Annotated in this window: 22 protein-coding genes; 11 read left to right on the forward strand and 11 right to left on the reverse strand. The window is 70.1% G+C overall.

Features of this window, described 5'->3' with window-relative positions; all coding sequences use genetic code 11:
• Positions 1-85: 85 nt before the first annotated feature.
• The 3 genes from ACW174_RS05110 to zapE all read right to left on the reverse strand — a co-directional run bounded on the left by ACW174_RS05110 (position 86) and on the right by zapE (position 2,172).
• On the reverse strand, positions 86-352 hold the full coding sequence (locus ACW174_RS05110) for a hypothetical protein (protein WP_492016624.1): 267 nt from the start codon (positions 350-352) through the stop codon (positions 86-88).
• Positions 353-459: 107 nt separating this feature from the next.
• Positions 460-1,017 carry a type III secretion system chaperone family protein gene (locus ACW174_RS05115; protein WP_492016625.1) on the reverse strand — a complete coding sequence of 186 codons (558 nt, stop codon included), beginning with the start codon at positions 1,015-1,017 and terminating at the stop codon, positions 460-462.
• A gap of 60 nt (positions 1,018-1,077) precedes the next feature.
• Positions 1,078-2,172: a cell division protein ZapE gene (gene zapE / locus ACW174_RS05120; protein WP_492016626.1), complete on the reverse strand. Its 1,095-nt coding sequence runs from the start codon at positions 2,170-2,172 to the stop codon at positions 1,078-1,080.
• A 224-nt stretch (positions 2,173-2,396) separates the two neighbouring features.
• Here zapE and ACW174_RS05125 point away from each other — a divergent pair, with 224 nt between their 5' ends.
• The 3 genes from ACW174_RS05125 to ACW174_RS05135 all read left to right on the forward strand — a co-directional run bounded on the left by ACW174_RS05125 (position 2,397) and on the right by ACW174_RS05135 (position 6,036).
• Positions 2,397-3,443 carry an aspartate-semialdehyde dehydrogenase gene (locus tag ACW174_RS05125; RefSeq protein ID WP_492016627.1) on the forward strand — a complete coding sequence of 349 codons (1,047 nt, stop codon included), beginning with the start codon at positions 2,397-2,399 and terminating at the stop codon, positions 3,441-3,443.
• 40 nt (positions 3,444-3,483) lie between these two features.
• Positions 3,484-4,413, forward strand: a complete 930-nt coding sequence (gene rarD, locus ACW174_RS05130; protein ID WP_492016628.1) for an EamA family transporter RarD — start codon at positions 3,484-3,486, stop codon at positions 4,411-4,413.
• Positions 4,414-4,530: 117 nt separating this feature from the next.
• Positions 4,531-6,036, forward strand: coding sequence for an MFS transporter (locus ACW174_RS05135; protein WP_492016629.1), 1,506 nt, complete (start codon positions 4,531-4,533; stop codon positions 6,034-6,036).
• Positions 6,037-6,184: 148 nt separating this feature from the next.
• On the opposite strand, the gene ACW174_RS05140 is transcribed toward ACW174_RS05135, so the two are convergent.
• The 6 genes from ACW174_RS05140 to ACW174_RS05165 form a co-directional block, all read right to left on the reverse strand.
• Positions 6,185-7,321, reverse strand: coding sequence for a serine hydrolase domain-containing protein (locus tag ACW174_RS05140; RefSeq protein WP_492016630.1), 1,137 nt, complete (start codon positions 7,319-7,321; stop codon positions 6,185-6,187).
• A gap of 31 nt (positions 7,322-7,352) precedes the next feature.
• Positions 7,353-8,984, reverse strand: a complete 1,632-nt coding sequence (locus ACW174_RS05145; protein ID WP_492016631.1) for a M20/M25/M40 family metallo-hydrolase — start codon at positions 8,982-8,984, stop codon at positions 7,353-7,355.
• A gap of 17 nt (positions 8,985-9,001) precedes the next feature.
• Positions 9,002-10,225 (reverse strand): BaiN/RdsA family NAD(P)/FAD-dependent oxidoreductase, encoded by a 1,224-nt coding sequence (locus ACW174_RS05150; RefSeq protein ID WP_492016632.1) that lies wholly within the window; start codon positions 10,223-10,225, stop codon positions 9,002-9,004.
• Positions 10,226-10,263: 38 nt separating this feature from the next.
• Positions 10,264-11,115: a metallophosphoesterase family protein gene (locus ACW174_RS05155; protein WP_492016633.1), complete on the reverse strand. Its 852-nt coding sequence runs from the start codon at positions 11,113-11,115 to the stop codon at positions 10,264-10,266.
• Positions 11,115-12,086: a diacylglycerol/lipid kinase family protein gene (locus ACW174_RS05160; RefSeq protein ID WP_492016634.1), complete on the reverse strand. Its 972-nt coding sequence runs from the start codon at positions 12,084-12,086 to the stop codon at positions 11,115-11,117. The genes ACW174_RS05155 and ACW174_RS05160 overlap by 1 nt, the downstream gene beginning before the upstream one ends.
• Positions 12,087-12,156: 70 nt before the next feature.
• Positions 12,157-12,495 carry a hypothetical protein gene (locus ACW174_RS05165; protein ID WP_492016635.1) on the reverse strand — a complete coding sequence of 113 codons (339 nt, stop codon included), beginning with the start codon at positions 12,493-12,495 and terminating at the stop codon, positions 12,157-12,159.
• Positions 12,496-12,654: 159 nt separating this feature from the next.
• Here ACW174_RS05165 and ACW174_RS05170 point away from each other — a divergent pair, with 159 nt between their 5' ends.
• The 4 genes from ACW174_RS05170 to ACW174_RS05185 all read left to right on the forward strand — a co-directional run bounded on the left by ACW174_RS05170 (position 12,655) and on the right by ACW174_RS05185 (position 16,507).
• A complete protein-coding gene (locus tag ACW174_RS05170) occupies positions 12,655-13,008 on the forward strand; it encodes a YMGG-like glycine zipper-containing protein (protein ID WP_492016636.1) in 354 nt (117 codons plus the stop codon).
• 105 nt (positions 13,009-13,113) lie between these two features.
• Positions 13,114-13,563, forward strand: coding sequence for an OmpA family protein (locus ACW174_RS05175; protein ID WP_492016637.1), 450 nt, complete (start codon positions 13,114-13,116; stop codon positions 13,561-13,563).
• A 95-nt stretch (positions 13,564-13,658) separates the two neighbouring features.
• Positions 13,659-15,809, forward strand: coding sequence for a protein-disulfide reductase DsbD family protein (locus ACW174_RS05180; protein WP_492016638.1), 2,151 nt, complete (start codon positions 13,659-13,661; stop codon positions 15,807-15,809).
• A gap of 20 nt (positions 15,810-15,829) precedes the next feature.
• A complete protein-coding gene (locus tag ACW174_RS05185) occupies positions 15,830-16,507 on the forward strand; it encodes a redoxin domain-containing protein (RefSeq protein WP_492016639.1) in 678 nt (225 codons plus the stop codon).
• On the opposite strand, the gene ACW174_RS05190 is transcribed toward ACW174_RS05185, so the two are convergent.
• On the reverse strand, positions 16,504-16,980 hold the full coding sequence (locus ACW174_RS05190) for a hypothetical protein (protein ID WP_492016640.1): 477 nt from the start codon (positions 16,978-16,980) through the stop codon (positions 16,504-16,506). The two genes, ACW174_RS05185 and ACW174_RS05190, sit on opposite strands and share 4 nt — an antisense overlap.
• 102 nt (positions 16,981-17,082) lie before the next feature.
• Here ACW174_RS05190 and pgi point away from each other — a divergent pair, with 102 nt between their 5' ends.
• Together pgi and ACW174_RS05200 are read left to right on the forward strand one after the other, a co-directional pair.
• Positions 17,083-18,708, forward strand: coding sequence for a glucose-6-phosphate isomerase (pgi, locus tag ACW174_RS05195; protein WP_492016641.1), 1,626 nt, complete (start codon positions 17,083-17,085; stop codon positions 18,706-18,708).
• Positions 18,709-18,865: 157 nt separating this feature from the next.
• Positions 18,866-19,345, forward strand: coding sequence for a hypothetical protein (locus tag ACW174_RS05200; RefSeq protein ID WP_492016642.1), 480 nt, complete (start codon positions 18,866-18,868; stop codon positions 19,343-19,345).
• Between the two features lie 310 nt (positions 19,346-19,655).
• Here the strand turns inward: ACW174_RS05200 and ACW174_RS05205 are convergent, their stop codons facing one another.
• Entirely contained in the window at positions 19,656-20,078 is a 423-nt protein-coding gene (locus ACW174_RS05205) for a YMGG-like glycine zipper-containing protein (RefSeq protein ID WP_492016643.1), read from the reverse strand.
• 196 nt (positions 20,079-20,274) lie between these two features.
• On the opposite strand from ACW174_RS05205, the gene ACW174_RS05210 reads away from it, so the two are divergent.
• Positions 20,275-21,696 carry a tetratricopeptide repeat protein gene (locus ACW174_RS05210; RefSeq protein ID WP_492016644.1) on the forward strand — a complete coding sequence of 474 codons (1,422 nt, stop codon included), beginning with the start codon at positions 20,275-20,277 and terminating at the stop codon, positions 21,694-21,696.
• Between the two features lie 140 nt (positions 21,697-21,836).
• Positions 21,837-22,124, forward strand: a complete 288-nt coding sequence (locus tag ACW174_RS05215; RefSeq protein WP_492016645.1) for a co-chaperone GroES — start codon at positions 21,837-21,839, stop codon at positions 22,122-22,124.
• Positions 22,125-22,162: the final 38 nt, after the last annotated feature.

Genomic DNA, 22,162 nt, shown 5'->3' on the forward strand with positions numbered 1-22,162 from the left:
AGCCGTCGCGCGGCGAACGATAGGGCAAAAAAGAATGGGGCCGCGGAGTGATCCGCGGCCCTTTTTCTTGGGGATATGCCCGGGCTCAGCCCGGATCGCCGGGCAGGCCCCGGCAGGCGGCGTAGGCGTTGGCGTAGCAGGCTTCGAACGCCGCCGCCTCGTCGACGTCACCGAGGTTGGGCGGCCGGATGTTGCCGTAGGCGTCCCGAGGGAAACAGCCGTAGTAGCCGTTGAAGGTACACTCGTCGAAAGGCGTGCCGGGGAAGTCCTGCCCCCCGGCGGTCGAGGCCGAGGGCACGGCGGCGAGGGCGAGTACGGCCACGGCCGTGGCGGCGGCAAGGCGGATCAGCATCAGTCTATCCTCCCGATCGGCCCTGATTGGGCCCACCGGCAGCAAAGCCCGATCGTCAGATCATGGCAACCTTCGATTGCCAGTTCACCAGAAAGTCAAACCTGAGGTTACTGACCGGCCGCCGGCGGCGTGGCTCCCGCCGGCGCCACGCTGGCGAACAGGGCGCGGGCGAAGCGGGTCAGCAGCTGGAGCCAGACGTAGGTCGGCTCCTGCAGCTGGGCGGCGCCGTCGTTGAGCAGCAGGACGTCGTACTGGGCCAGGACGGTGGCGTCGCCGCCGGGCGTCGCGGGCGCGATCCAGATGGCCTTCAGATAACGGTTTTCCTTGTTCCAGGTCGTCACCTGCGCCTCGGTGATCGGGCCGGTGAAGAGGGCGTTGTACTGGATGTCGTCGCAGCGGGTCCGGCAGCCGAACAGATTGATCGCCCACGGCAGGGGCTGGTCGGCGACCCGCACCACGAACCCTCCGTCCGCCGCAACGGGATCGGCCACATTGCCGCCGAGGCCGGCCAGCCAGGTCTTCACCTCCGCCGGGGCGACGCCGCGATCCGGCGCGGCCTGCGTCGCGGGGGCGGGCGTCTGGGCGAGGGCCGGCAGGGCGACGGCGCCCAGCGTCAGGCTGAGGGCGGCGGCCAGGATCGGGAGGGGGGCGGTCAGGCGGCGCATGTCGTTCTCCGTGAGCGGCGCGATCCAGCCGGACCGCCGAAGCGAAATTGTGGCGAGACCCTAAGCCGGTCGTTCGTGGGTCAGCCAGTCGGCCGAGGCCATCTCGTTCAGGCGCGACACGGTGCGCTCGAACTCGAAGGCGCCGACGCCGTCGGTATAGAGGGCCTCCGGCGACGCGACGGCCAGGGTCACCAGTCGGGTCCTGGCCTCGTACAGGGCGTCGATCAGGGTCACGAAACGGCGCGCCTCCTGATGGTTGGCCGGCCCGATCACCGGCACATCCTCGATGAACAGGGTGTGGAACCGCGCGGCGATGGCCAGATAGTCCTGCGGCCCCAGAGGCCGGGCGCACAGGTCCTCGAACGTCGCGCGGGCCATGCCGCCCGCCGTGCGCTCCACCACCACGTCCCGGCCCAGCACCGCCAGATGCGCCGGCTCCTCGGGCTCGCCGCCGCGCAGCTCGAACCACAGGGTCTCGAAGGCCGCCTTCTGATCCAGCGTGAACCAGACCGGCGAGCCCATCAGCCGGTCCAGACGCCAGTCGCGCGCGCCATCGATCTCGACCACCACGCAGCGCGTCTGAAGCTCGGCGATGAAGGGCAGGAAGAGCTGGCGGTTCAGCCCGTTCTTGTAGAGCTCGGTCGGGGCGCGGTTGGACGTCACCGCCAGCACCACCCGGCGCTCGAACAGGGCCTCGAACAGCCGCCCCAGGATCATGGCGTCGGCGATGTCGGTGACCTGAAGCTCGTCAAAGCAGAGCAGGCGCGCCTCCGACGCGATCAGTTCGGCCACCGGCTCGATCGGGTCGTCGCCCTTGTGGGTGCCGAAGATCGCCTGGCGGGTTTTCCGGTCGCCCTTGCGCCACTGGTCGATCAGTTTGTGCACCCGCGCCATGAAGGCGTGGAAGTGGGCGCGGGATTTGCGCGGCTCGGGCGAGGTGGAGACGAACAGGTCCATCAGCATGGACTTTCCGCGGCCGGGCGGTCCCCAGATGTAGAGACCGCGCACCTCCGGCTGTTTGCCGAACAGGCCCTTTTTCGCCAGATCGGTTTCAAGCCGCTCCAGCGCCGCGATCAGCGGTTCCTGCGCCGGGTCGGGGACCAGGACGCCTTCGTCGATACGGATGTCATAGGCGGAGCGGATGCGGGAGGTCATCGCGGTCCGGCATAACCCCGCCGACCGTGCGAGGAAAGCACTCCCATAAGGGCGATGTATGGGAAACGGCGCGCTTCTCGGGCTGGATCACCCGTCCGGCCTCGCGAAACCGATTGCGTCGCGCCTGCGAAGGACTACATGCAAGGCCGTACGACCACACTCTCCGCGCTCAGGCAGCGAGGCCCCGCGGGCCGAGCGCCGGCGCGTCCGAAGGACACACCAATATGGGCTATCGCGTCGCCGTCGTAGGCGCCACCGGCAATGTCGGTCGCGAAATGATGAACATCATCGAGGAACTGGAATTCCCCGTCGATGAAATGCACGCCATCGCCTCGCGAAAATCCAAGGGCATGGAGGTCTCCTTCGGCGACCGCACGCTGAAGGCCCAGGACCTGGAGCAGTTCGACTTCTCCAAGGTCGACCTGGTCCTGATGTCGGCCGGCGGCAAGGTGTCGAAGGAATGGTCCGAGAAGATCGGCAAGGCCGGTCCCATCGTCATCGACAACTCGTCCGCCTTCCGCATGGACCCGGACGTGCCGCTGATCGTGCCGGAGGTGAACCCGGACGACATCAAGCTGGCGTCGCGCAAGAACATCATCGCCAACCCCAACTGCTCGACCGCCCAGCTGGTCGTGGCCCTGAAGCCCCTGCATGACGCCGCGAAGATCAAGCGCGTCGTGGTCTCGACCTACCAGTCGGTGTCGGGCGCCGGGAAGGAAGGCATGGACGAGCTGTGGAACCAGACCAAGGCCATCTACGGCCTGGGCGACGCCACGCCCAAGGTCTTCCCCAAGCAGATCGCCTTCAACGTCCTGCCCTTCATCGGGTCGTTCCGTGACGACGGCTACACCGACGAGGAAGCCAAGATGTGGGACGAAACCCACAAGATCCTGGACCCGAACATCAAGCTGACGGTCACCTGCGTCCGCGTGCCGGTCTTCGTCGGCCACTCGGAATCCGTGACGGTCGAGTTCGACCGGGCGATCAGCCCCGACGAGGCCCGCACCATCCTGCGCGACGCCCCCGGCATCCAGGTCGTCGATAAGCAGGAGGCCGACGGCTACATCACGCCCGTCGACGCCGCCGGCGAGCACGCCGTCTACGTCAGCCGCATCCGCAAGGACCACACGGTCGAGAATGGCCTGTCGTTCTGGGTCGTGTCGGACAACCTGCGCAAGGGCGCGGCCCTGAACGCCGTCCAGATCGCCCAGCTGCTGGACGAGACGGGGACGATCAAGTCGTCCTCGGGCTATCGCACCGTCACCGTCTGATCCTGTCCGTCTCGCCGCTCCCCCGGCGATGGAGGCTCCCATGACCGCCGCCACCGGCTCCGGCGCGAGCCGTCCCGCCCTGCTGTCCGCCTTCGGCTGCTACGTGATGTGGGGGCTGATGCCCCTGCTGTTCATGGCTCAGCACGCCATCGGTTTCGACGCCTTCGAGATCCTGGCCCACCGCGCCCTGTGGGCGGTGCTGGTCGCCACCCTGCTGGTCGTTCTGGCCCGGCAGGGGCCGCAGGTCCTGGCGGTGTTCCGGTCGCCGAAGACGCTGGGCTGGCTGATGCTGTCCACCGTGCTGATCGCGGTCAACTGGGGCCTCTACGTCTGGGCCACCACCCATCACGCGACGCTGGAAGCCAGCCTGGGCTACTACATCAACCCCCTGCTCAACATGATCGTGGGCCTGTGGCTGTTCCGCGAGAAGATCGACAAATGGGGCTGGGTCGCCATCGGTCTGGCGGCGGTCGGCGTGGTCTTCCAGGCCCTGGCCCTGGGCCGTCCGCCGTGGATCTCCATCGCCCTGGCCATCTCGTTCGCCAGCTATGGCGTGATCCGCAAGCGTGTGCCGATCGACGCCCAGGCCGGGCTGCTGGTCGAATGCCTGCTGCTGGCGCCGCTGGGCCTGATCTGGGTTCTGTGGCTGCAGCACAGCGGCGCGGGCGTGGCCTTCGACAGTCCGGTCAATACGCTCTGGGCCCTGGCCAACGGCCCGGCGACCGTCCTGCCGCTGGCCCTGTTCGCCTGGTCGGCGCGTCGCCTGCCGCTGTCGACCATCGGCTTCATCCAATTCCTGGCCCCGACCATCCAGTTCGCCGTCGGCGTCTGGGCGGGCGAACAGCTGACCGGCCTGCGCATCGCCTCCTTCGCCTTCATCTGGACCGGCGCCGGCGTCTTCGCGGCCGCCGCCTTCTTCCGTCAGCGCGCGGCGCGGCAGGCGTTGAAGGACAGCGCTAAACCGGCCTGACCGGTCATTCCTCCCCTTCAGGGGAGGGGGACCATCCAAAGGATGGTGGAGGGGCGCCGGCCACAGCCCCGGTCGTTTCCTGTCCCCCGCGCCGACATTCCGGGATAGCGTCGGCGAATGTCGCGTTCGCCCCATCCCCCGTCCACCGCTTCGCGGTCCCCCTCCCCCGCCGGGGGAGGACTGTCCAAGGCCCGCAAACGCTGGGTGCTGGTCGCGACGGTGCTGGGCTCCAGCCTGACCTTCATCGACGGCTCGGCCCTGGGCGTGGCCCTGCCCGCCATCCAGCGCGATCTCGGCGCCGGCCCCGCCGCGGTGCAGTGGGTATCCAACGCCTATCTGCTGACGCTGGGCGCCCTCGTCCTGATCGGCGGGGCGGCGGGGGATCGTTTCGGGCGCCGGGCGGTGTTCCTGATCGGGGTCGCCGTCTTCGCCGCCGCCTCCATCGCCTGCGGGCTGGCCCCGACGGTCGAACTGCTGATCGCCGGGCGCGCGGTGCAGGGCTTCGGCGCGGCCCTGCTGACGCCCGGGGCCCTGGCCGTCATCGGCTCGGTCTTCCCGCCCGAGGAGCGGGGCAAGGCCTTCGGCGCCTGGGCCGGCGCGGGGGCCCTGTTCGGCATGATCGGGCCCCTGGTCGGCGGCTGGCTGGCCGACGCCGCGGACTGGCGCTTCATCTTCTGGATCAACGTCCCCCTGGCCGCCCTGACGGCGGTGGTCACCCTCAAGGCCGTTCCCGAAAGCCGGGACGCCGACGCCAGGGGGCTGGACTGGCTCGGCGCCCTGCTGGCCATGACCGGACTGGCGGCCCTGACCTGGGCGCTGACGGCCGCGCCCGATCGGGGCTGGACCGATCCGTGGATCGTCGCCGGAGGGGTCGGCGGCGTGGCCCTGCTGGCGGCCTTCCTGTGGGCCGAGGCGCGGGAGAAGCACCCGATGATGCCGCTCGGCCTGTTCCGATCCTCCGTGTTCAGCGGGATCAACCTGCTCACCCTGCTGCTCTATTTCGCCCTGGGCGGCGCCATGTTCTTCCTGCCCTTCCAGCTGATCCGCGTGCACGGCTGGAGCGCCACCCTGGCCGGCGCCGCCATGCTGCCCTTCGCCGTGATCATGAGCCTGTTCTCGGGCGCGGCCGGGCGTCTGGCCGACCGGTTCGGAGCGCGGCTGTCGCTGGGGCTGGGGCCGGCGCTGGCGGGGGTCGGGCTGCTGCTGCTCGCCGTCATGCCCGATGACGCGGGCTATGTCGGGGGTCCGCTGGCCGGGATGACCGTGCTGGCGGTCGGCATGACCCTGGCGGTCGGCCCGCTGACCGCGGCGGTCATGGGCGCCGTGCCCGAGGGCCATACGGGCGTGGCGTCGGGCGTCAACAACGCCGTCGCCCGGGTGGCCGGTCTGCTGGCCGTCGCGGTGCTGGGCGTCATCCTGTCGGCCCTGTTCGCCCACCAGGTCCCCGATCCCGCCCGGGCCCGGGACCTGCTGGGCGCCTTCATGGGCGGCGAAACCAGGGACGACGCCCTGCGCGACGCCTTCCACCGCGGCTACGTCGGCGTGATGCTGACCTGCGCCGGGGCCGCCTTCGCCGCCGGCCTCGTCGGCGCCCTCACGGCGCCGAAAAAGACAGCGTCCTGATCCCGACCCGTCCAGTTCTGACGCACGCGCATGTCAGACTGGCCACGGGTCTTTGACACGTCCCCCCGCCGACCCGTGCGCGTTCGAGTCTTCTGATTTTTGATCCAAAAATTCGGACCCGCTCACAATAGTAGTCGTATCAACCGCCTCAGAGCGCGCCGTACAGCGCCCCGATCAGCCTCTGCGCCCGCGGATCACCGATCAGGTGCGGCGACTGGCGGGTCATCACATAAGCGGCGGCCAGGCCCCTGGCCGGGTCCGCGAAGGCGCAGCTGCCGCCCCAGCCACAATGGCCGACGGCGTCCGGATTGGTGCCGAAGATGTCCAGCCCCGCATTGCGGGTGAACCCGGCGGCCCAGCTCATCTCATAGGGCAGGACCCGGTCCTGACCGTGGATCCGCTCCCGCGTGGCGGCGGCGATGACCTCCGGCGACAGGACCGAACGGCCCTCGAAGGCCCCGCCGTCCGCGAGGATGCCGACGATCCGGGCCAGATCCGGCGCCGTGCCGTGCAGGTTGGCCGACGGAATCTCGATCGCCCGCCACTCCGCCGACCCGCGCCCGCCCGGCGATGAGCCCTTGTCCAGGAAGGCCGCCGTCTTGATCCGGTCGATGGTCCCCAGATCGCTGATCTTCACCGGCTTGCGCATCTGGGCCACGCGGCCGTGCTCGGCCTCCGGCAGGCCGATCCACAGGTCCAGACCGGGGAAGTCCTCGCGCAGGGCCGTCCCCATGCTCCGCCCGTCCACGATCCGGAAGAGCTCGCCCGCCAGATAGCCGATGACGATGGGGCTGTAGCCCGAGGCCGTGCCCGGTTCCCACATCGGCGCCTGGGCGCAGAGCCGGGCCAGGGTCGCCTCGCGGTCGAACCAGATCGCCGGGTCCTCCGGCGTGTCGAAGCCCGGCAGACCCGCCTGATGGCTCATCATCTGGGCGACCGTGATCCGGTCCTTGCCCGCCTGCCCGAAGGCCGGCCAATAGCTGGCCACGGTCGCCTCGTAGTCCAGCAGGCCCCGCTCGACGCAGGTCGCGATCAGCAGGGCCATCACCGCCTTGCCTGTCGAGAAGACGGGGGTCAGGGTCCGGTCGTCAAAGGGTCTGTGCCCCGCCACGTCGGCCGAGCCGCCCCACAGGTCGATCACGGTCTCGCCCCCGATCCGCACGCTGAACCGCGCCCCCTGCTCGTTCAGGCCTTCCGGCGCGTCGGTGAAATTGGCGGCGAAGGCGTCCTTCACGGCGGCGAATTCGGGCGGGCAGACGCCGTGGATCTCGGGGAGGTCGGTCATGGGAGCGGTCTAGCGACCTCGCCCGCGTCCGTCACTCCCGCCGATCCGCCGAGGCCTGCCGCGCCGCCTCGAACTCGGCGCCGGCGTTCCACTGCGGCCACTCCCGGCTGTCGGCCAGATCGCGGCCGACGGCGTAGAGCAGGTTCACGTCCACGGCCGCGGCGTCCATGACCCAGTTGCTGGTCCACTCATCCGACGGCTGATGATAGCGGTTCTGGACATAGTCGCGGCTGGCGGCGTTGTGGCCGGTGAAGCCCGCCGCGGCGAACAGGGCGGGCACGCCCATCTTGGCCAGCGGGAAGTGGTCGGACCGATAGAAGCCGCCCGCCTGGGGCGCCGGATCCGGGATCAGGCGGCGGCCCTGTTCGGTGGCGCGGCGCTCGACCCAGGCGTCGGTCTGGCTCTTGCCCGCGCCGATGACGACGATCTCGGGCGAGACCTCCGTGCCGGGCAGGAAACTGTCCATATTGAGATTGGCGACCGTGGTCTCCAGCGGCCAGACCGGGTTGGCGGCGTAATATTCCGCGCCCAGCAGACCGGCCTCCTCGGCGGTCCAGGCGGCGAAGACCACCGACCGCTGCGGCGGCGACCCTGCCTTGAACATCCGGGCCAGCTCAATCATGGCGGCCACGCCGGTCGCATTGTCCACGGCGCCGTTATAGATGTCGTCGCCGGCCTTGGGCGTGGCGCGGCCATAGGCGTCCCAGTGGGCGCCGTACAGCACCGTCTCCTCCGGATGTTCCGCCCCCGGAATACGGGCCAGAATGTTGCGGCTCTCGATCGTGGCGTGGGTCTGGCCGAAGTCGATGGACAGGGTCACGCCGGGCAGATCGACCGGACGGAAGCGCGGCGAACGGGCGCTTTCGCGCAGTTCGGCATAGTCCAGTCCGGCATCGCGGATCAGCGCCTCGGCCACCTCGCCCTGGATCCAGCCCTGGGCCGGAACACGCTCGGCTTCCCAGTTCTGGCGCACGATATCGAAGTCCGGGGCGGTCGAGGAGTTCTCCAGCACGCTCCAGCCATAGCCGGCGCCGGCGGTGTCATGGATGACCAGAACCCCCGCCGCCCCCTGCCGCGCCGCTTCCTGGAATTTGTAGGTCCAGCGGCCGTAGAAGGTCATGGCGTTGCCGTCGAAACGACCCGAGACCGCATGCCCCTCGGGTGCGCCGAAATCGGGGTCATTGACGATGACCAGGATGACCTTGCCCCGCACATCCACGTCCTTGAAGTCGTCCCAGCCCCGCTCGGGCGCATCGACGCCGTAGCCGGCGAAGATCACGGGGGCGTCGGCGACGGTGATGCGGTCCACGGGGCGGTCGCTGGACACGAGGATCTGCGGGCCGCGCTCAAGGCTGCGGGTCTGGCCATTGACGGTGGCGGTGATGACGGCGGGACCGTCCTGCTGGGTGCGGCTCAGCCTGGCGACCTGCACCCACTGGCCGTCAGGGCCACCGGGCTCCAGCCCCAGCGCCTGGAACTGGCTGACGACATAGTCGACCGTCTTCTGTTCGCCCGGCGTGGCGACGCCCCGCCCCTCGAACTCATCCGAGGCGAGGACCCGGGTGTGTTCGTTCAGCCGGGCCGGATCGGCCTGTTGCGCCTGGGCCGCGCCGGCGAGGCAGAGCAGCGCCGTGGTCGAAACGAGGATCGATTTCAGGCGCATGGCTTCACTCCGGGCGGTCAGGGCTGGGCGTCACCCTGCCCCGCGACGCCCAGCCAGTCCAGCACGCCCTCCGCCGCCACCACGCCCGAGGCGAAGCTGGCCTGCAGCAGATAGCCGCCGGTCGGCGCTTCCCAGTCCAGCATCTCGCCGGCCACGAACACGCCCGGCAGGGCCTTCAGCATCAGGCCGTCCGTGACCTGATCGCGTCTGACGCCGCCCGCGGAGGAAATGGCGCGCTCCAGCCCCTGCACCCCGGTCAGGGTCAGGCGGACGGCCTTGATCCGACGCGCCAGCTTGTCGGCGCCCTCGGGGATCACCCCGGGGATTTCCCGCATCAGGCCGACCGCCGCGGGCGACAGACCGCCCGCCTTGCGCAGCCAGTTGGTGACGCTGTCCTTGCCACGCGGCTTGGTCAGCCGCGCCGCCAGCTGCTCGACGGTCAGGTCCGGACGCAGGTCGACGGCCAGGGTCGCGGTCCCGTCGCGTTCGATGGCGTCGCGCAGGGCGGCGGACAGGGCATAGACCGCGCCGCCTTCAAGGCCGTAGCGGGTCAGCATCAGGTCGCCGCGCACCGTCTGGCCGTCGTGACTCAGGCCGATGGTCTTCAGCGGCTCGCCCGCGAACCGCTCGATCAGGACCTCGCTCCACGCCACGTCGAAGCCGACGTTGGAGGGGCGGAAGGGCGCGACCTCCACTCCCGCCGCGCGCAGCTCGGCCGCCCACAGCCCGTCCGACCCCAGCCGCGGCCAGCTGGCGCCGCCGAGGGCCAGCAGCACGGCGTCGGCCTGTTCGACCGTTTCGCCGTCCGGGCCGCTGAACACCCATCCGCCGTCGCGTCGGCCGGTCCAGCGCGACCGCGTCCGGATCTCGACGCCCAGATCGTTCAGGCGCTTCAGCCAGGCGCGCAGCAGGGGCGAGGCCTTCATCGCACGCGGGAAGACGCGGCCCGACGACCCGGTGAAGGTCGCCTGACCCAGTCCCTCGACCCAGCCGATCAGGCGGGTCGGCGAGAAGCGATCAATCCAGGCCGACACGGACGACGCCGCCTCGCCATAACGACCGAGGAAGCCCTCCGACGGCTCGGAATGGGTGAGGTTCAGCCCGCCCCGTCCCGCCATCAGGAATTTTCGCCCGACCGAGGGCATGGCCTCATGGACGATGACGCGGACGCCACCGCCGGCGAGTCGTTCGGCGGCCATCAAACCCGAGGGGCCGGCGCCGATCACATGGACGGTTTTCATGCCTGGACCTCAAGCGCGGTTCGCGGCCCGACGCAACCTCAGACCGCCGCGGCCTCGCGTTGGCCCGGCGCGTTGGGATCGGGAGCGGTCGCCGTCTTGCGCGTGTCCTGACGGCGCGGCAGACGCCAGACCTGGCCGGGCTCGAACCGTTCGCCCGTCCAGGCCATGGCCGTGACGGTGATCTGGTGGGCGTCCCAGTCGATCTGGTTGAAGCCGGCCGAAACGCCGCGCTCGCGGTGCGACAGGGTTCCGCAGCCGATCGCATAGGAGCAGTGGTCGCCCAGATTGATCGGCAGGGCGAAGGGGACATGGACGTGGCCGGTCGTGATGATGTCGACCCCGGCCTCGGCGAAGATCAGGGCCGCCTCGTCGCCCCGCTTCACATCGCCGGTCATGGGCGTGCCGATCATCTCCACCAGCGGATGGTGGCAGGCGAGCACGCGAAGGGCGCCGACCGGGGCCTGACGCAGGGCCTCCGCCGCCTTGCGCGTCTGATCCAGATCGATGACGCCCTTGGACCAGTTGGGCCGGGCCTGCCAGCCGCGCGCCGTCACCACGCCCCGCACCATCAGATTGGGGCTGAGGAATTGGTGGTCGTGCGCCGGATGACCGGTGGCGCGCTCGAAGGCCTTCCAGGGATGGAACAGTCGGGCGGTGAGGCTCCAGTAGGGCACGTCGTGGTTGCCGACGATGACGAAGCGCGGGTCTGGCATCCGCCGGATCCACTCGCCCGCCGCCGCGAACTCGTCCGGGAAGCCCTGCTGGGTGATGTCGCCGGTGATCAGGATCAGGTCGGCCGGATTGGCGTGGGCGTAGTCGAGCGCCGCGGCGCAGGCCGATCGATGCTCCACCCCGAAATGGATGTCGGAGAACTGAAGAATACGCCCCACTAGACGGCATCCTCCGCCGCCGGCGGGAGGGGCGCCAGCGCCTGGAAGGCCTTGGCGATGAAGCGCACCTTGGCCTCGTGACGCAGCTGGGTCGGCTCGCCATCGATCACCGCCGGGATGCGCGAGCGGGCGCGGATGGCGACCTTCTGCGTAGACCGGGTGGTCACGGCGGGGTCCTGCCGCCAGTCATCCATCACCGCATGCGCGGCCAGCCGGAAGGCTTCCATCGCATCGCTGGGGTTCATGGCGGCGGCTTCCAGCCCGGTGTTCTCTTCCATGGCCTTGGAGATCATCGGGCTGATGAGGACCAGAGCCTCGGCCCGACGCTCGGACCGACCGTCCAGCGAGAAGCGCAGGCGGCCACTGAAGGCGCGCTTCAGGGCGCGTCGCGCATGCATCCACGCCAGCTTGACCTTGCCGGTCCGCATCGCCTCGCGGGCCGGCGCCCACAGGGCCGGTGAGCCGAAGATGGCGGCGCAATAGAAGGCCTGTTTGAACTCGCCGTCCGTCACCTCGCCCCCCGCGACCGGCTGGGGCGCGCCTTCCTCAAGCGCGCGCTTCAGGGCCAGTTTCCAGTCGGCAGTGCCGTACAGGGCGCGGGGCAGCATATTCATGGTGCCGCCCGGCAGGGGCGCGACCAGGGGCCCGTTCGGTCCCGCGCGCGAGGCGATCGTCCCGGCGGTGCCGTCTCCGGCCAGCACGAACAGAACATCCGGGCAGGCGTCGATGGCCTCCTGAATCTGTTCGTCGAACTTGCCGCCCTCCAGCGCCACCACCGTCGCCTCGCAGGCATAGTTCGACAGCAGGGCCTCAGCCTCTCCCGCCGCGCGCGGACCCACGCTGCCCGACAGCGGATTGACCAGCATGATCACCCGGTTCAACGCCACATGGGGTGTCAGCGGATGCGCGTCTGCGGACGTGTCGATGGGCGCGTCGCCGGACACGCCCATCGGATCGGAAACCGTCGCCATTGTATCGCTCATTCCGCCCGAACGCCCCGCAGAGCGGGACGTTCCGACGCGCGGGCGAATATGGTGAAGGTTACTTCTTCAGCTCTTCCGTGGCCGCGGCGGCGCCCGCCTGGGCCGCATCGCCGGCCTTTTCGGCAGCCGAACCGGCGGCGTCGGCGGCTTCGTCAGCAACCTTGGGCGCCTCGCCCTTCACGGTGGACACCAAGGTGGCGATCCAACCGTCCATAATCGCGCCGCCCTCGGCCAGCGACCGCTCCTTGATGCCCAGCACGGCCGTCAGCACCCCGAAGACCGCCAACAGGGTCACCAGCACGCCCACCAGCGGGTTGGCCCCGCGCCGACGCTTGCTGCGCGCCCATACCGGGCTGTGATCATCGTCCGCCATGCGAACCGGTTCAGAAAAACGCATACGAAAACCCCCGTCTACAGCCGAATTTCCGACGAAGCCCTCCGCAACGCCGGTCGCAAACCTTAATACAGGCTTAACCCTGATCATAGGCGGGGGAACCGCCACGCTTATCCAGCGTTCTCACCCCAGGGGCGAACCCGAGGGATGAAGGAACACACCATGAAGAAGGCGATCATCGCGATTGCGGCTGTCGGTATGATGGCATCGGCCTGCGCCAGCGACGGCTACGGCAACGGCTACGGCGGCCCGAATGAAACCGTCCGCCAGGGCGCCATCGGCGCCGGCATCGGCGCTGTCGCCGGCGCCATCATCGGCAACAACGTGGGCGGCGGCAACGCCGGCACCGGCGCTGCCATCGGTGCAGTCGTGGGCGGCGCCGCCGGCGCCATCCGCGGCTCGTCGCAGGACCGCGCCAACCAGCGTCGCTACAGCGACAGCCAGGGCCGGTATTACTATTGCTACGACGGCCGTCAAAACGAGTGCTACTGGGAAAACGGCCAGCGCCGCTACTAGGACGCTCTGGCCTTAGGGCTGAAGTTCCGGGGCGGTTCGTCGAAGGGCGGGCCGCCCCTTTTCATGCGCCGTCCGGGGCTGGGCGGGGGAGACCAGGGGATGGGAATGAAACGACTGATCATTATCGCGACGGCGGCGGCGGCGGTGGCCGGGTGCGGCTGGACGCCGGGCTTCCGCGACCGCAGCGCCCTGGTGGTGGAGCCGTCGCCATGCGCGGCCAAGCGGTTCGAGGTCTATTTCGCGGAGAATGAGGCGCGGCTGACCAGTGCGGCGCTGCAGGCCATCGGCCTGACGGCGACCCAGCTGCAGGGCTGCGACATCCAACGGGTGCAGGTGGTCGGTCTGGCCTCCTCGACCGGCGGCGTGAATTCCAACCTGGACCTGTCGCAACGCCGCGCGACGGCGGTGGCGGAGGCGCTGGTCGCCGCCGGCTGGCCGACCCCGGCGTTCGAGCTGGGCGCGGTCGGAGACGCGGGCGCCACGACGGCGGACGGCACGCGCGAGCCGATGCGACGCCGGACCGAGGTGCTGGTCCACGCCGCGCCCCGACCCTGATCGGGCGGGCTGAGGCGACCTGACGCGAAGGCGGACGGTGACGACGGGGGGTCGGGGCGGCTAAGACGGTCCCACCCCCAATGAGAGACCGCCGCGTGGGCCGCCTGTTTCGTTTTCTGAGCCTGTTCGCCCTGCTTCTGGCGGCGCCCACCGTCGCCATCGCGCAGGCGGGGCCGCAGCGCAGCGAGCGGATCGAGGCCGAACTGGTGTCGATGAGCCGCTGGGCCGCGCCCGGCGGCACCGCCGTGGTGGCGATCCGTCAGGACATCCGGCCCGGCTGGCACACCTATTGGCGCAATCCCGGCGACAGCGGCGGCGCGACGACCCTGAAATGGACCCTGCCGCAGGGCGTGCGCGCGGGCGAGATCGTCTGGCCCCTGCCGGAGCGCCAGCGGCTGCAGGGACTGGTCAACTACGGCTACGAGGACGTGGTCTATCTGCCGGTGCCCCTCGAAATACCGGCGAACGCCCGGCCGGGGACCAGCCTGCCGCTGACGGTCAAGGCGCTGTTTCTGGTGTGCAGCGCCGAGATGTGCGTGCCGGACGACCTGACCCTGACCCTGGACCTGCCCATCCGCGAGGGCGCCGCCCCGCAGGACCCGGCCCATGGCGCCGCCATCACCCGGGTGCTGGAGCAGGCGCCGCGCCCGGCCGGGATCACCGCCCGGGTCTCTCTGGAAAACGGCGTCCTGACCCTGACGGCGACGGGCGGACCGCTGGCGGGCCGCAATCCGGGCCCGAGCTATTTCTTCCCCTATCAGGCCGGGACGGTCGATCACGCCAGCGCCCAGAGCGGGTCGTGGGGGCCGAACGGGATGACGCTGGTGCTGGGCGCGGGCGGCAAGCTGCTGTCCGGCGGCCTGACCGGGCCCGTGACGGGGGTGCTGGCGACCTCGGCCGGGGCCTATGAGATCACCGCCGAGCCCGGACCGGCCCTGCCGGGCGCGATCGGGTCGGGCGAGCTGGATCCGCTGCCCGACGCCGGAGCCGGGGCGGCGCAGGCAGCCCCGCCGCGTTGGGAGGTGTTCGCCCAGGCCATGCTGTTAGCCCTGATCGGCGGGCTGATCCTGAACCTGATGCCCTGCGTCTTCCCCATTCTGGCGATGAAGGCGGCGGCGCTGGCGGCGTCCGCCCATGACGCGAAGCGGTCGCGCCTCGACGGGCTCGCCTTCCTCGGCGGCGTGCTGGTCACCTTCCTGATCCTCGCGAGCGCGTTGCTGGCCCTGCGCGCGGCGGGCGAGGCCGTGGGCTGGGGCTTCCAGCTGCAGTCGCCGCCGGTGACGGCGGGGCTGGCCCTGCTGATGCTGGGCGTGGCGCTGAACCTGTCCGGCGTCTTCCACGTCGGCGCGGGCTTGCAGGGCGCGGGGTCAGGCCCGCTGTCCCGACTGCCCGGCGGCGTCGGCGCCTTCTTCACCGGGGCGCTGGCGGTGATCGTCGCCGCCCCCTGCACGGCGCCCTTCATGGCCTTCGCCCTGGGCGCGGCCCTGCTGATGCCCTGGCCGATGGCGCTGGTGGTCTTCCTGATGCTGGGGCTGGGTCTGGCCCTGCCCTATGTGCTGATCAGCCTTAGCCCGCGCCTGCTGGCCCGCCTGCCGCGTCCCGGCGCCTGGATGGAGCGGCTGAAGACCCTGCTGGCCTTCCCGATGTACGGCGCCGCCCTCTGGCTGGCCTGGGTGTTCAGCCGCCAGACGGGCGCGGAGGCGCTGGGTCTGCTGTTCGTCGCCGGGCTGCTGGCGGCGGCGGGGCTGTGGCTGGTGGGCGTCGGACAGACGGAACGGACGCTGGGCCGGCGCGGGGTGATCCATGGCGTCGCGGGCGTGGTTGTGCTGGTGCTGGCGGGCGGGGCCCTGACGCTGGCGGCGCGCGCCCCGGCGGAGCCCGCGCGGGACGGGACGCGGACCACAGGTCCGGCCGCCTCCGCCTGGTCAGCCCAGGCGGTCGAAACCGCGCGGGCGCAGGGCCGTCCGGTGCTGGTCAACTTCACCGCCGACTGGTGCGTGACCTGCAAGATCAACGAGCGGACTTCCCTGACCGCGCCCGGCGTCAAACGGGCGATGGAGCAGGCGAACGCGGTCTATCTGGTCGGCGACTGGACCAGCCGCGACGACGCCATCACCGCGGAGCTGCAGCGCCGCGGCCGGTCGGGCGTTCCCCTTTACCTGCTGTACCGGCCCGGTGAGGCCGAACCCGAGGTGCTGCCCCAGCTTCTGACCGAGGGCGTGGTCGTGGAGGCCCTGACGCGCTGAGCCCCTCGACGGAGACCGCCATGAGCCGCCCGACCCTGATCGCGATCGTCGCCCTCGCGCTGTCGCTCGGTTCCGGCGCCTGCCGCCCGCCCGCGTCCGACCCCGACGATGCGCCCGCGCCCGTCGCCGCGCCCGTCGCCGCGCCCGGGGCCATGCCCATGCCGGGTCAGGTCGCGCCGGCCTTCACCCTGGTCGACAGCGACGGGACGCCGCGCGCCCTGTCCGACTTCGGAGGCAAGGTGGTGGTGCTGGAGTGGACCAATGAGGACTGCCCCCATGTGCGCAAACACTACGCGGGCGCGATGCAGGCCTTGCAACGCGAGGCGGGCGAGGACGGCGTCATCTGGCTGAGCGTCAATTCGTCCGCGCCGGGGACGCCGGGCCATCTTACGGGCGAGGGCGCGCGCGACTGGGCGGTCCGCACCGGCGCCCATTCGACCCATCTGCTGCTGGATCCGACCGGGCAGGTCGCCCGGGCCTATGGGGCGACGACCACGCCTGAGATGCGGATCATCAATCGCGACGGGCGACTGGTCTATGTCGGCGGCATCGACGATCAGCCGACCACCGATGTGGCGGACCTGCAGGGTGCGACCAATTTCGTCCGCGCCGCGCTGGACGATCTGATGTCGGAACGCCCGACCCGCCGCGACTTCGCGGCGCCCTACGGGTGTCCGGTGAGGTCGGCGGGGACCTAGACCTCCGGCGCGGGCGGGGCGGTGATGACTTCGACGTTGTCGTTCAGCAGGTAGTGAAGTTCGTCCAGGGCCACGCGGCGTTCGGCGGGGGTGGCGGCGGTTTCGACGGCCGCGACCTTCTTGGGAATGTCTTCCGAAATGCCGCGCAGGATGCATTTCAGGTCGCCGTCCGTGCCGCGTTCCTTGAGGACGAGGTGGCCCTGCATATCCAGCGTGGCCAGTTCGACGGTGCGGGCCTTGAAGCCGGTGAAGGCGTCGCCGGTCAGGAAGCCCGCCTGTTCGACTGCGCCGCCGTCGATCCAGGCCTGGACCATGCCGCGCAGATCGCCGGACCGGGCGACGATGTCCGCGAACAGCGGCTCGCTCGCCACCGAGATCGGGGCGCCGGCGACGGCATGCGGCTGCTCCGCCGCCAGGGCGACATTCGGGTCCGCAAGCATCAGGGACACGGCCAGGGCGATACCGCAGGACATGGCAAACCTCATTATGTTTGGCCGAATCATGGATTCGACGTTGAACCGGCTTACGCCCGACCCGTAAACGAGGGTTTACCCCTCCCGATGCCGAGCTGACAGATGACCGCCCGCAATCAAGCCCTCGACCTGCTCCGCGCCGTGGCGCGCAAGGATGCCGGGGCGCGCATCGTGCACCATTTCGCCACCGATCCGGGCCGGATGGACCGGATGAGCGTGGACGCGGCGGGCCTGTATCTGGACCTGTCGAAACAGTCGTGGAGCGCCGAGGGGTTCGAGGCCGCGCTGGACGTGGCCCGGGCCTGTGACGTCGAGGGCCGCCGCAACGCCCTGTTCGGCGGCGAGGCGGTCAACAACACCGAGGGCCGGGCGGTCCTGCACCCCGCCCTGCGCGCCGCCGAAGGCGCGGATTATCACGCCCTGGGCGAGGCGGTGTCGAAGGAAGTCGACGAGACCCGCGACGCCATGTGCGAATTCGCCGCCGACATCCGCTCGGGCGCCGAGACGGGCGGCACCAAACAGCCGTTCACGGCCATCGTCCATATCGGCATCGGCGGGTCGGACCTGGGCCCGCGCCTGCTGTGGGACGCGCTGAAGCCGCTGGATCCGACCATCGACCTGCGCTTCGTCGCCAACATCGATCCGCGCGACATGGCCGAGGCCTTGGCCGGGCTGGAGCCCGAAACGACGCTGGTCGTGGTGGTGTCCAAGACCTTCACCACCCAGGAGACGCTGGCCAATGCCGAACTGGCCAAGGCCTGGCTGGCCGAAAGCCTGTCGCCGCGCCGGATGGTGCGCCATCTGATCGGCGTCACCGCCGCGCCCGAGAAGGCGAAGGACTGGGGCTGCGGCCGCACCTTCGGCTTCCGCGACTGGGTCGGGGGCCGCTACTCGCTGTGGTCGGCGGTGTCGCTGTCGGTCGCCGTGGCCCTGGGCTGGGATGTGTTCGAGCGGGTTCTGGCCGGCGCGCGCGCCATGGACGAGCATTTCGCCGAGGCCGATCTGGAGAAGAACGCGCCCGTCCTGCTGGCGCTGGCCCAGGTGTTCAACGTCGAGGGTCTGGACCGCCACGCCCGCACCGTCGCCCCCTATGCGCACGGCCTGCGCCGCCTGCCCGCCTTCCTGCAGCAGCTGGAGATGGAGTCGAACGGCAAGCGGGTGAAGCGGGACGGGACCCCGGTCGACACCGCCACCGGCCCGATCGTCTTCGGCGAGCCCGGCACCAATGGCCAGCACGCCTTCTTCCAGCAGATCCATCAGGGTCCGCAGGTGGTGCCGGCCGAGTTCGTGGTCGTGGCCCATACGTCCAAGGCCGCCATCGACGACCGCGAGGGCGACGCGCCGCTGTGGTCCAACGCCCTGGCCCAGGCCCAGGCCCTGATGGTCGGAAAGACCGAGAAACAGGCCCACGCAGAACTGATCGCGGCGGGCGCGGACGCGGCCGAGGCCGACCGTCTGGCGCCGCACAAGACCTTCCCCGGCGACCGGCCGTCCTCGACCCTGCTGCTGGACGCCCTGACGCCGGAAAGCGTCGGCGCCCTGCTGGCGCTGTATGAGCACAAGACCTTCGTCGAGGGCGTCATCTGGGACATCAACAGCTTCGACCAGTGGGGCGTCGAACTGGGCAAGGTGCTGGCCAAGGCGATCCTGAAGGACGTCGAGGCGGGCGAGCCGTCCGCCGGACTGGACCCGTCGACGGCGGAGCTGATGAAGCGGTTGATGGTGTGAGGGCCTGGCCCGAAGCGGACCTCGTGAGTGTTCGCCATGGGGTGGAAAGCGGACGTCGAAAACGATTGGATTGGAGCCGCGCCGCGGCAGTCATTCAACAGCAGATTGTTCCCAAGTCCCTCGGCTGATATCGCAGCGGCATCACTTGGGGGACACCATGCGTCGCGTTGCCATTGCCCTGCTAACCGCTCTTTCTCTGGCTGCGTGTCAGCAACAAGCCGAATACGCCCCTTGGACTGTCGAGGCCAAGCGTGACGAAATTCGCGACAGCTATTTCGTGGATGCCGCGATTTTCTCAAACGAAGGTTGGGAACCCCAGCGGCCCTACGCGACCATTCGGTATACCGCAGGGCCTGATGGTGTCGGTGTTCGCTACTCTCGCAGTGGGCAGAACGACTGCAATCCGGCCAACCCTGTCATCTACCGGTTCGACCAGGATACGCCTTCAACCTTTTCATGTGTGCCGGCCTACGACCGGTTTCTCGCCGAGACGCCCCCTGCGTTCGCGGCACGGCTGCTGACCGCCAAGCGGCTAGTTATCGAGGAGCCTAAACCGCTGCTCGGATCGGCGCCCGTGCAGATGACTTTCGATGTTGAGGGTTTCGGCGATGAAATCCGCAAATACCCGGTGAAATAGTTTTCAACGGCTTGTCCCACCAGGTTGGGGTATTTCGCAGCCCTTTCGCGACGGGCCTTGGTCGTCCTTCCTTTCGGCTCTTACGAAAGGCCCAACCAGGTGACCGCGAAGGGTCCAAGCGGCATGCCGGTCAGGCCGGATCGGGGACACTGGCCCGGATCCGGCAAGCAAGCACCGCCGATGCCGGCTAGGACGAAAGTCCGCCCCGCGACCTTGCCGAAAAGAAAAAGGCGGCCCCCGTTTCCGGAGGCCGCCTTCCTCGCCCACATCCAACCAGACTCACGCGGTCGGATGAAAGGTGTCCCTGCGACTACCAGCGACGGTCGTAGCGGTAGTCGCGACGCTGGTCGCGGCGTTCATAGCGGTCGTAGCGGCGCTCTTCGCGACGGTTATAGCCGTTGTTGCCGTTGATGCCGTGCTCACGTTCCCAATGACCCTGGTTCCGATAGCACTGGCCGCCGCGGTAGTATTCGCAGCCGTCGCCACGGTTGCTGGCGGCCGCGCCGACCGCGGCGCCGGCCAGGGCGCCGCCGGCGATATAGGTGCCGTCGCCGTTGCCGATCAGGGCGCCGGCCAGGCCGCCGACGACGGCGCCGACGATGGCGTCACGGCCGGTGTTGTTATTGTCCCGGTCGCGGTAGCGGCTCTGGGCCTCGGCCGGAGCGGCGGCCATCAGGGTCAGGGCGCCGACCAGGGCCGGCGAGGCGAAAGCAATCTTCGAAAGCGTCTTCATGGTCGGGTCCTTTCAAGCGGGGCCGGCGATCTCGGCGCCGGGTGTGACGCCTTTATGAGGGGGCGAGCCTGAACGGGCCGGGAGGGGGGCGTTCAGATACGGTTCACCTTGCATACAACGGCGTAATGCGGACTGATGCCGGAACCCCTGTGGACAGGGGACGGGGGACGACGTGCGCAGGCTGTTGGGGATCGCTGTGACGGGAGCCGCGCTGGCGCTGACGGCGACGCCTGTCCTCGCCCAGACCGCGCCGCCGCAGGAACCGCCGCCGCGCCCGGCCCAGCCCGCGCCGCCTCCACCACCCCCGCCCCCGCCTCCGCCTCCGCCTCCGCCGGCGGATGTGCGCCTTTCCGCGCCGACCGAAATCGATCCGGTGCGGGCCATTCTGGAGCGGGAGGCCGACCCGCAGGCCGCCGCCGACGCCCTGATCGCCCTGGGGATCGAACGCTATGGCGCGGACGACGCCGCAGGGGCGGCCGCGGCGCTGAAGGCGGCGGTCGAGGTGGTCGAGACGCGGCTGGGGCCGGACGCGAAGGCGATGTCCCATCCGCTGGCGGTGCAGGCGCGGCTGAAGCTGGAAGGCGGGGACTATGCCGGGGCGCTGGCCGATCTGGAGCGGGCGCTGGCCCTGCTGGACGAGGCGACGTCGGACCCGCTGGAGCGGGCGACCCTGATGTACGACCGCGCCCGCGCCTTTGACGCCATGGGCCGGAACGAAGAGGCCGAAGCCTCGGCCCGCGCCAGCCTGGCCTTGCGCCGCGCCGGGCTGGGGGAGGTGCATGAGAAGACCGCCGACAGCCTGAACCTGGTCGCCAACACCCTGACGGCGCAGGGGCGGCACGCCGAGGCCGACCCGATCTACCGCCAGGTGCTGGGCATGTATGAGGTGCTGTACGGGCCCGACGACTTCCATGTCGCCATCGTGCTGTCCAACCTCGGCAACTCCCTGCGCCGGACCGGGCGGGCGCATCAGGCCGAGCCGCTGTACCTGCGCGCCGTGACCATCGCCGAAAGCGCGAACGACCCGGTGTTGCTGGCCCAGTGCCTGACCAACCACGGCTGGTTCCTGCACGAGGCCGGGGACGGCGTGCGGGCCGAGCCGCCCCTGCGTCGCGCTCTGGCGCTGGCCCTCGAGATCGTGGGGCCGGACCATCCCTTCACCGGCAACGCCCGCACCAACCTGGGCTACGCCCTGGCCGATCAGGGCCGCTGGACCGAGGCCGAGGCGCCGTTCCGCGAGGGGCTGGCGGTCTATGAGGCCGGGGTGGGCGCGGACAGTCCCGACCTGCTGGACGCCCTGGCGGGCTATGCCGGCGTGCTGGACCGACTGGGCCGGGCGCCGGAGGCGGAGGCGCTGTACCAGCGGGCGAGGAGCGTCGCCGCCGCCCGCCTGCCCCCCGCCCACGCCACGGCCCTGTCGGGGACCGAGCAGTATGCGGGCTTCCTGATCAACCGGGCGCGGTCGGACGAGGCGCTGGTGCTGGTGCGCGGGGGCCTCGGCGACCTGCTGGGCCAGCAGGCCCGCGGCCGCGACTGGCGCACCCGCGTGCGCGGCGCCCGCCCCCTGTTCGCCCGACAGGTCGAAGCCGCCTGGACCCTGGCCGCCGCCACGGATTGAGACGCGTCAAAAGCGCCGCGCCGCTTGACGTTCACCGGCCGCCGCCCTACCTCCCGCTCGCGTTGGCACTCTCGGCCTACGGCTGCCAAAATGGCGGTCGTTCGGGGACCGACAGACTTTTCTCAAGGGAGACACTACCGATGGCGTTCCGTCCGCTCGGCGACCGCGTGCTCGTGAAGCGCGTTGAAGAAGAATCCAAGACCAAAGGCGGGATCATCATCCCCGACACCGCCAAGGAAAAGCCGCAGGAAGGCGAAGTCGTCTCCGTCGGCCCCGGCGCCCGTGACGACAAGGGCGTGGTCCAGGCTCTGGAACTGAAGGCCGGCGACCGCATCCTGTTCGGCAAATGGTCGGGCACCGAGATCAAGATCGACGGCGACGAGCTGATCATCATGAAGGAATCGGACGTCCTGGGCGTGCTGTCCTAAGCACCCGGCGTTCGACGACTTCCTAAACGAAATCAACA

This window comes from Brevundimonas sp. AVps31 (genome assembly GCF_058681355.1).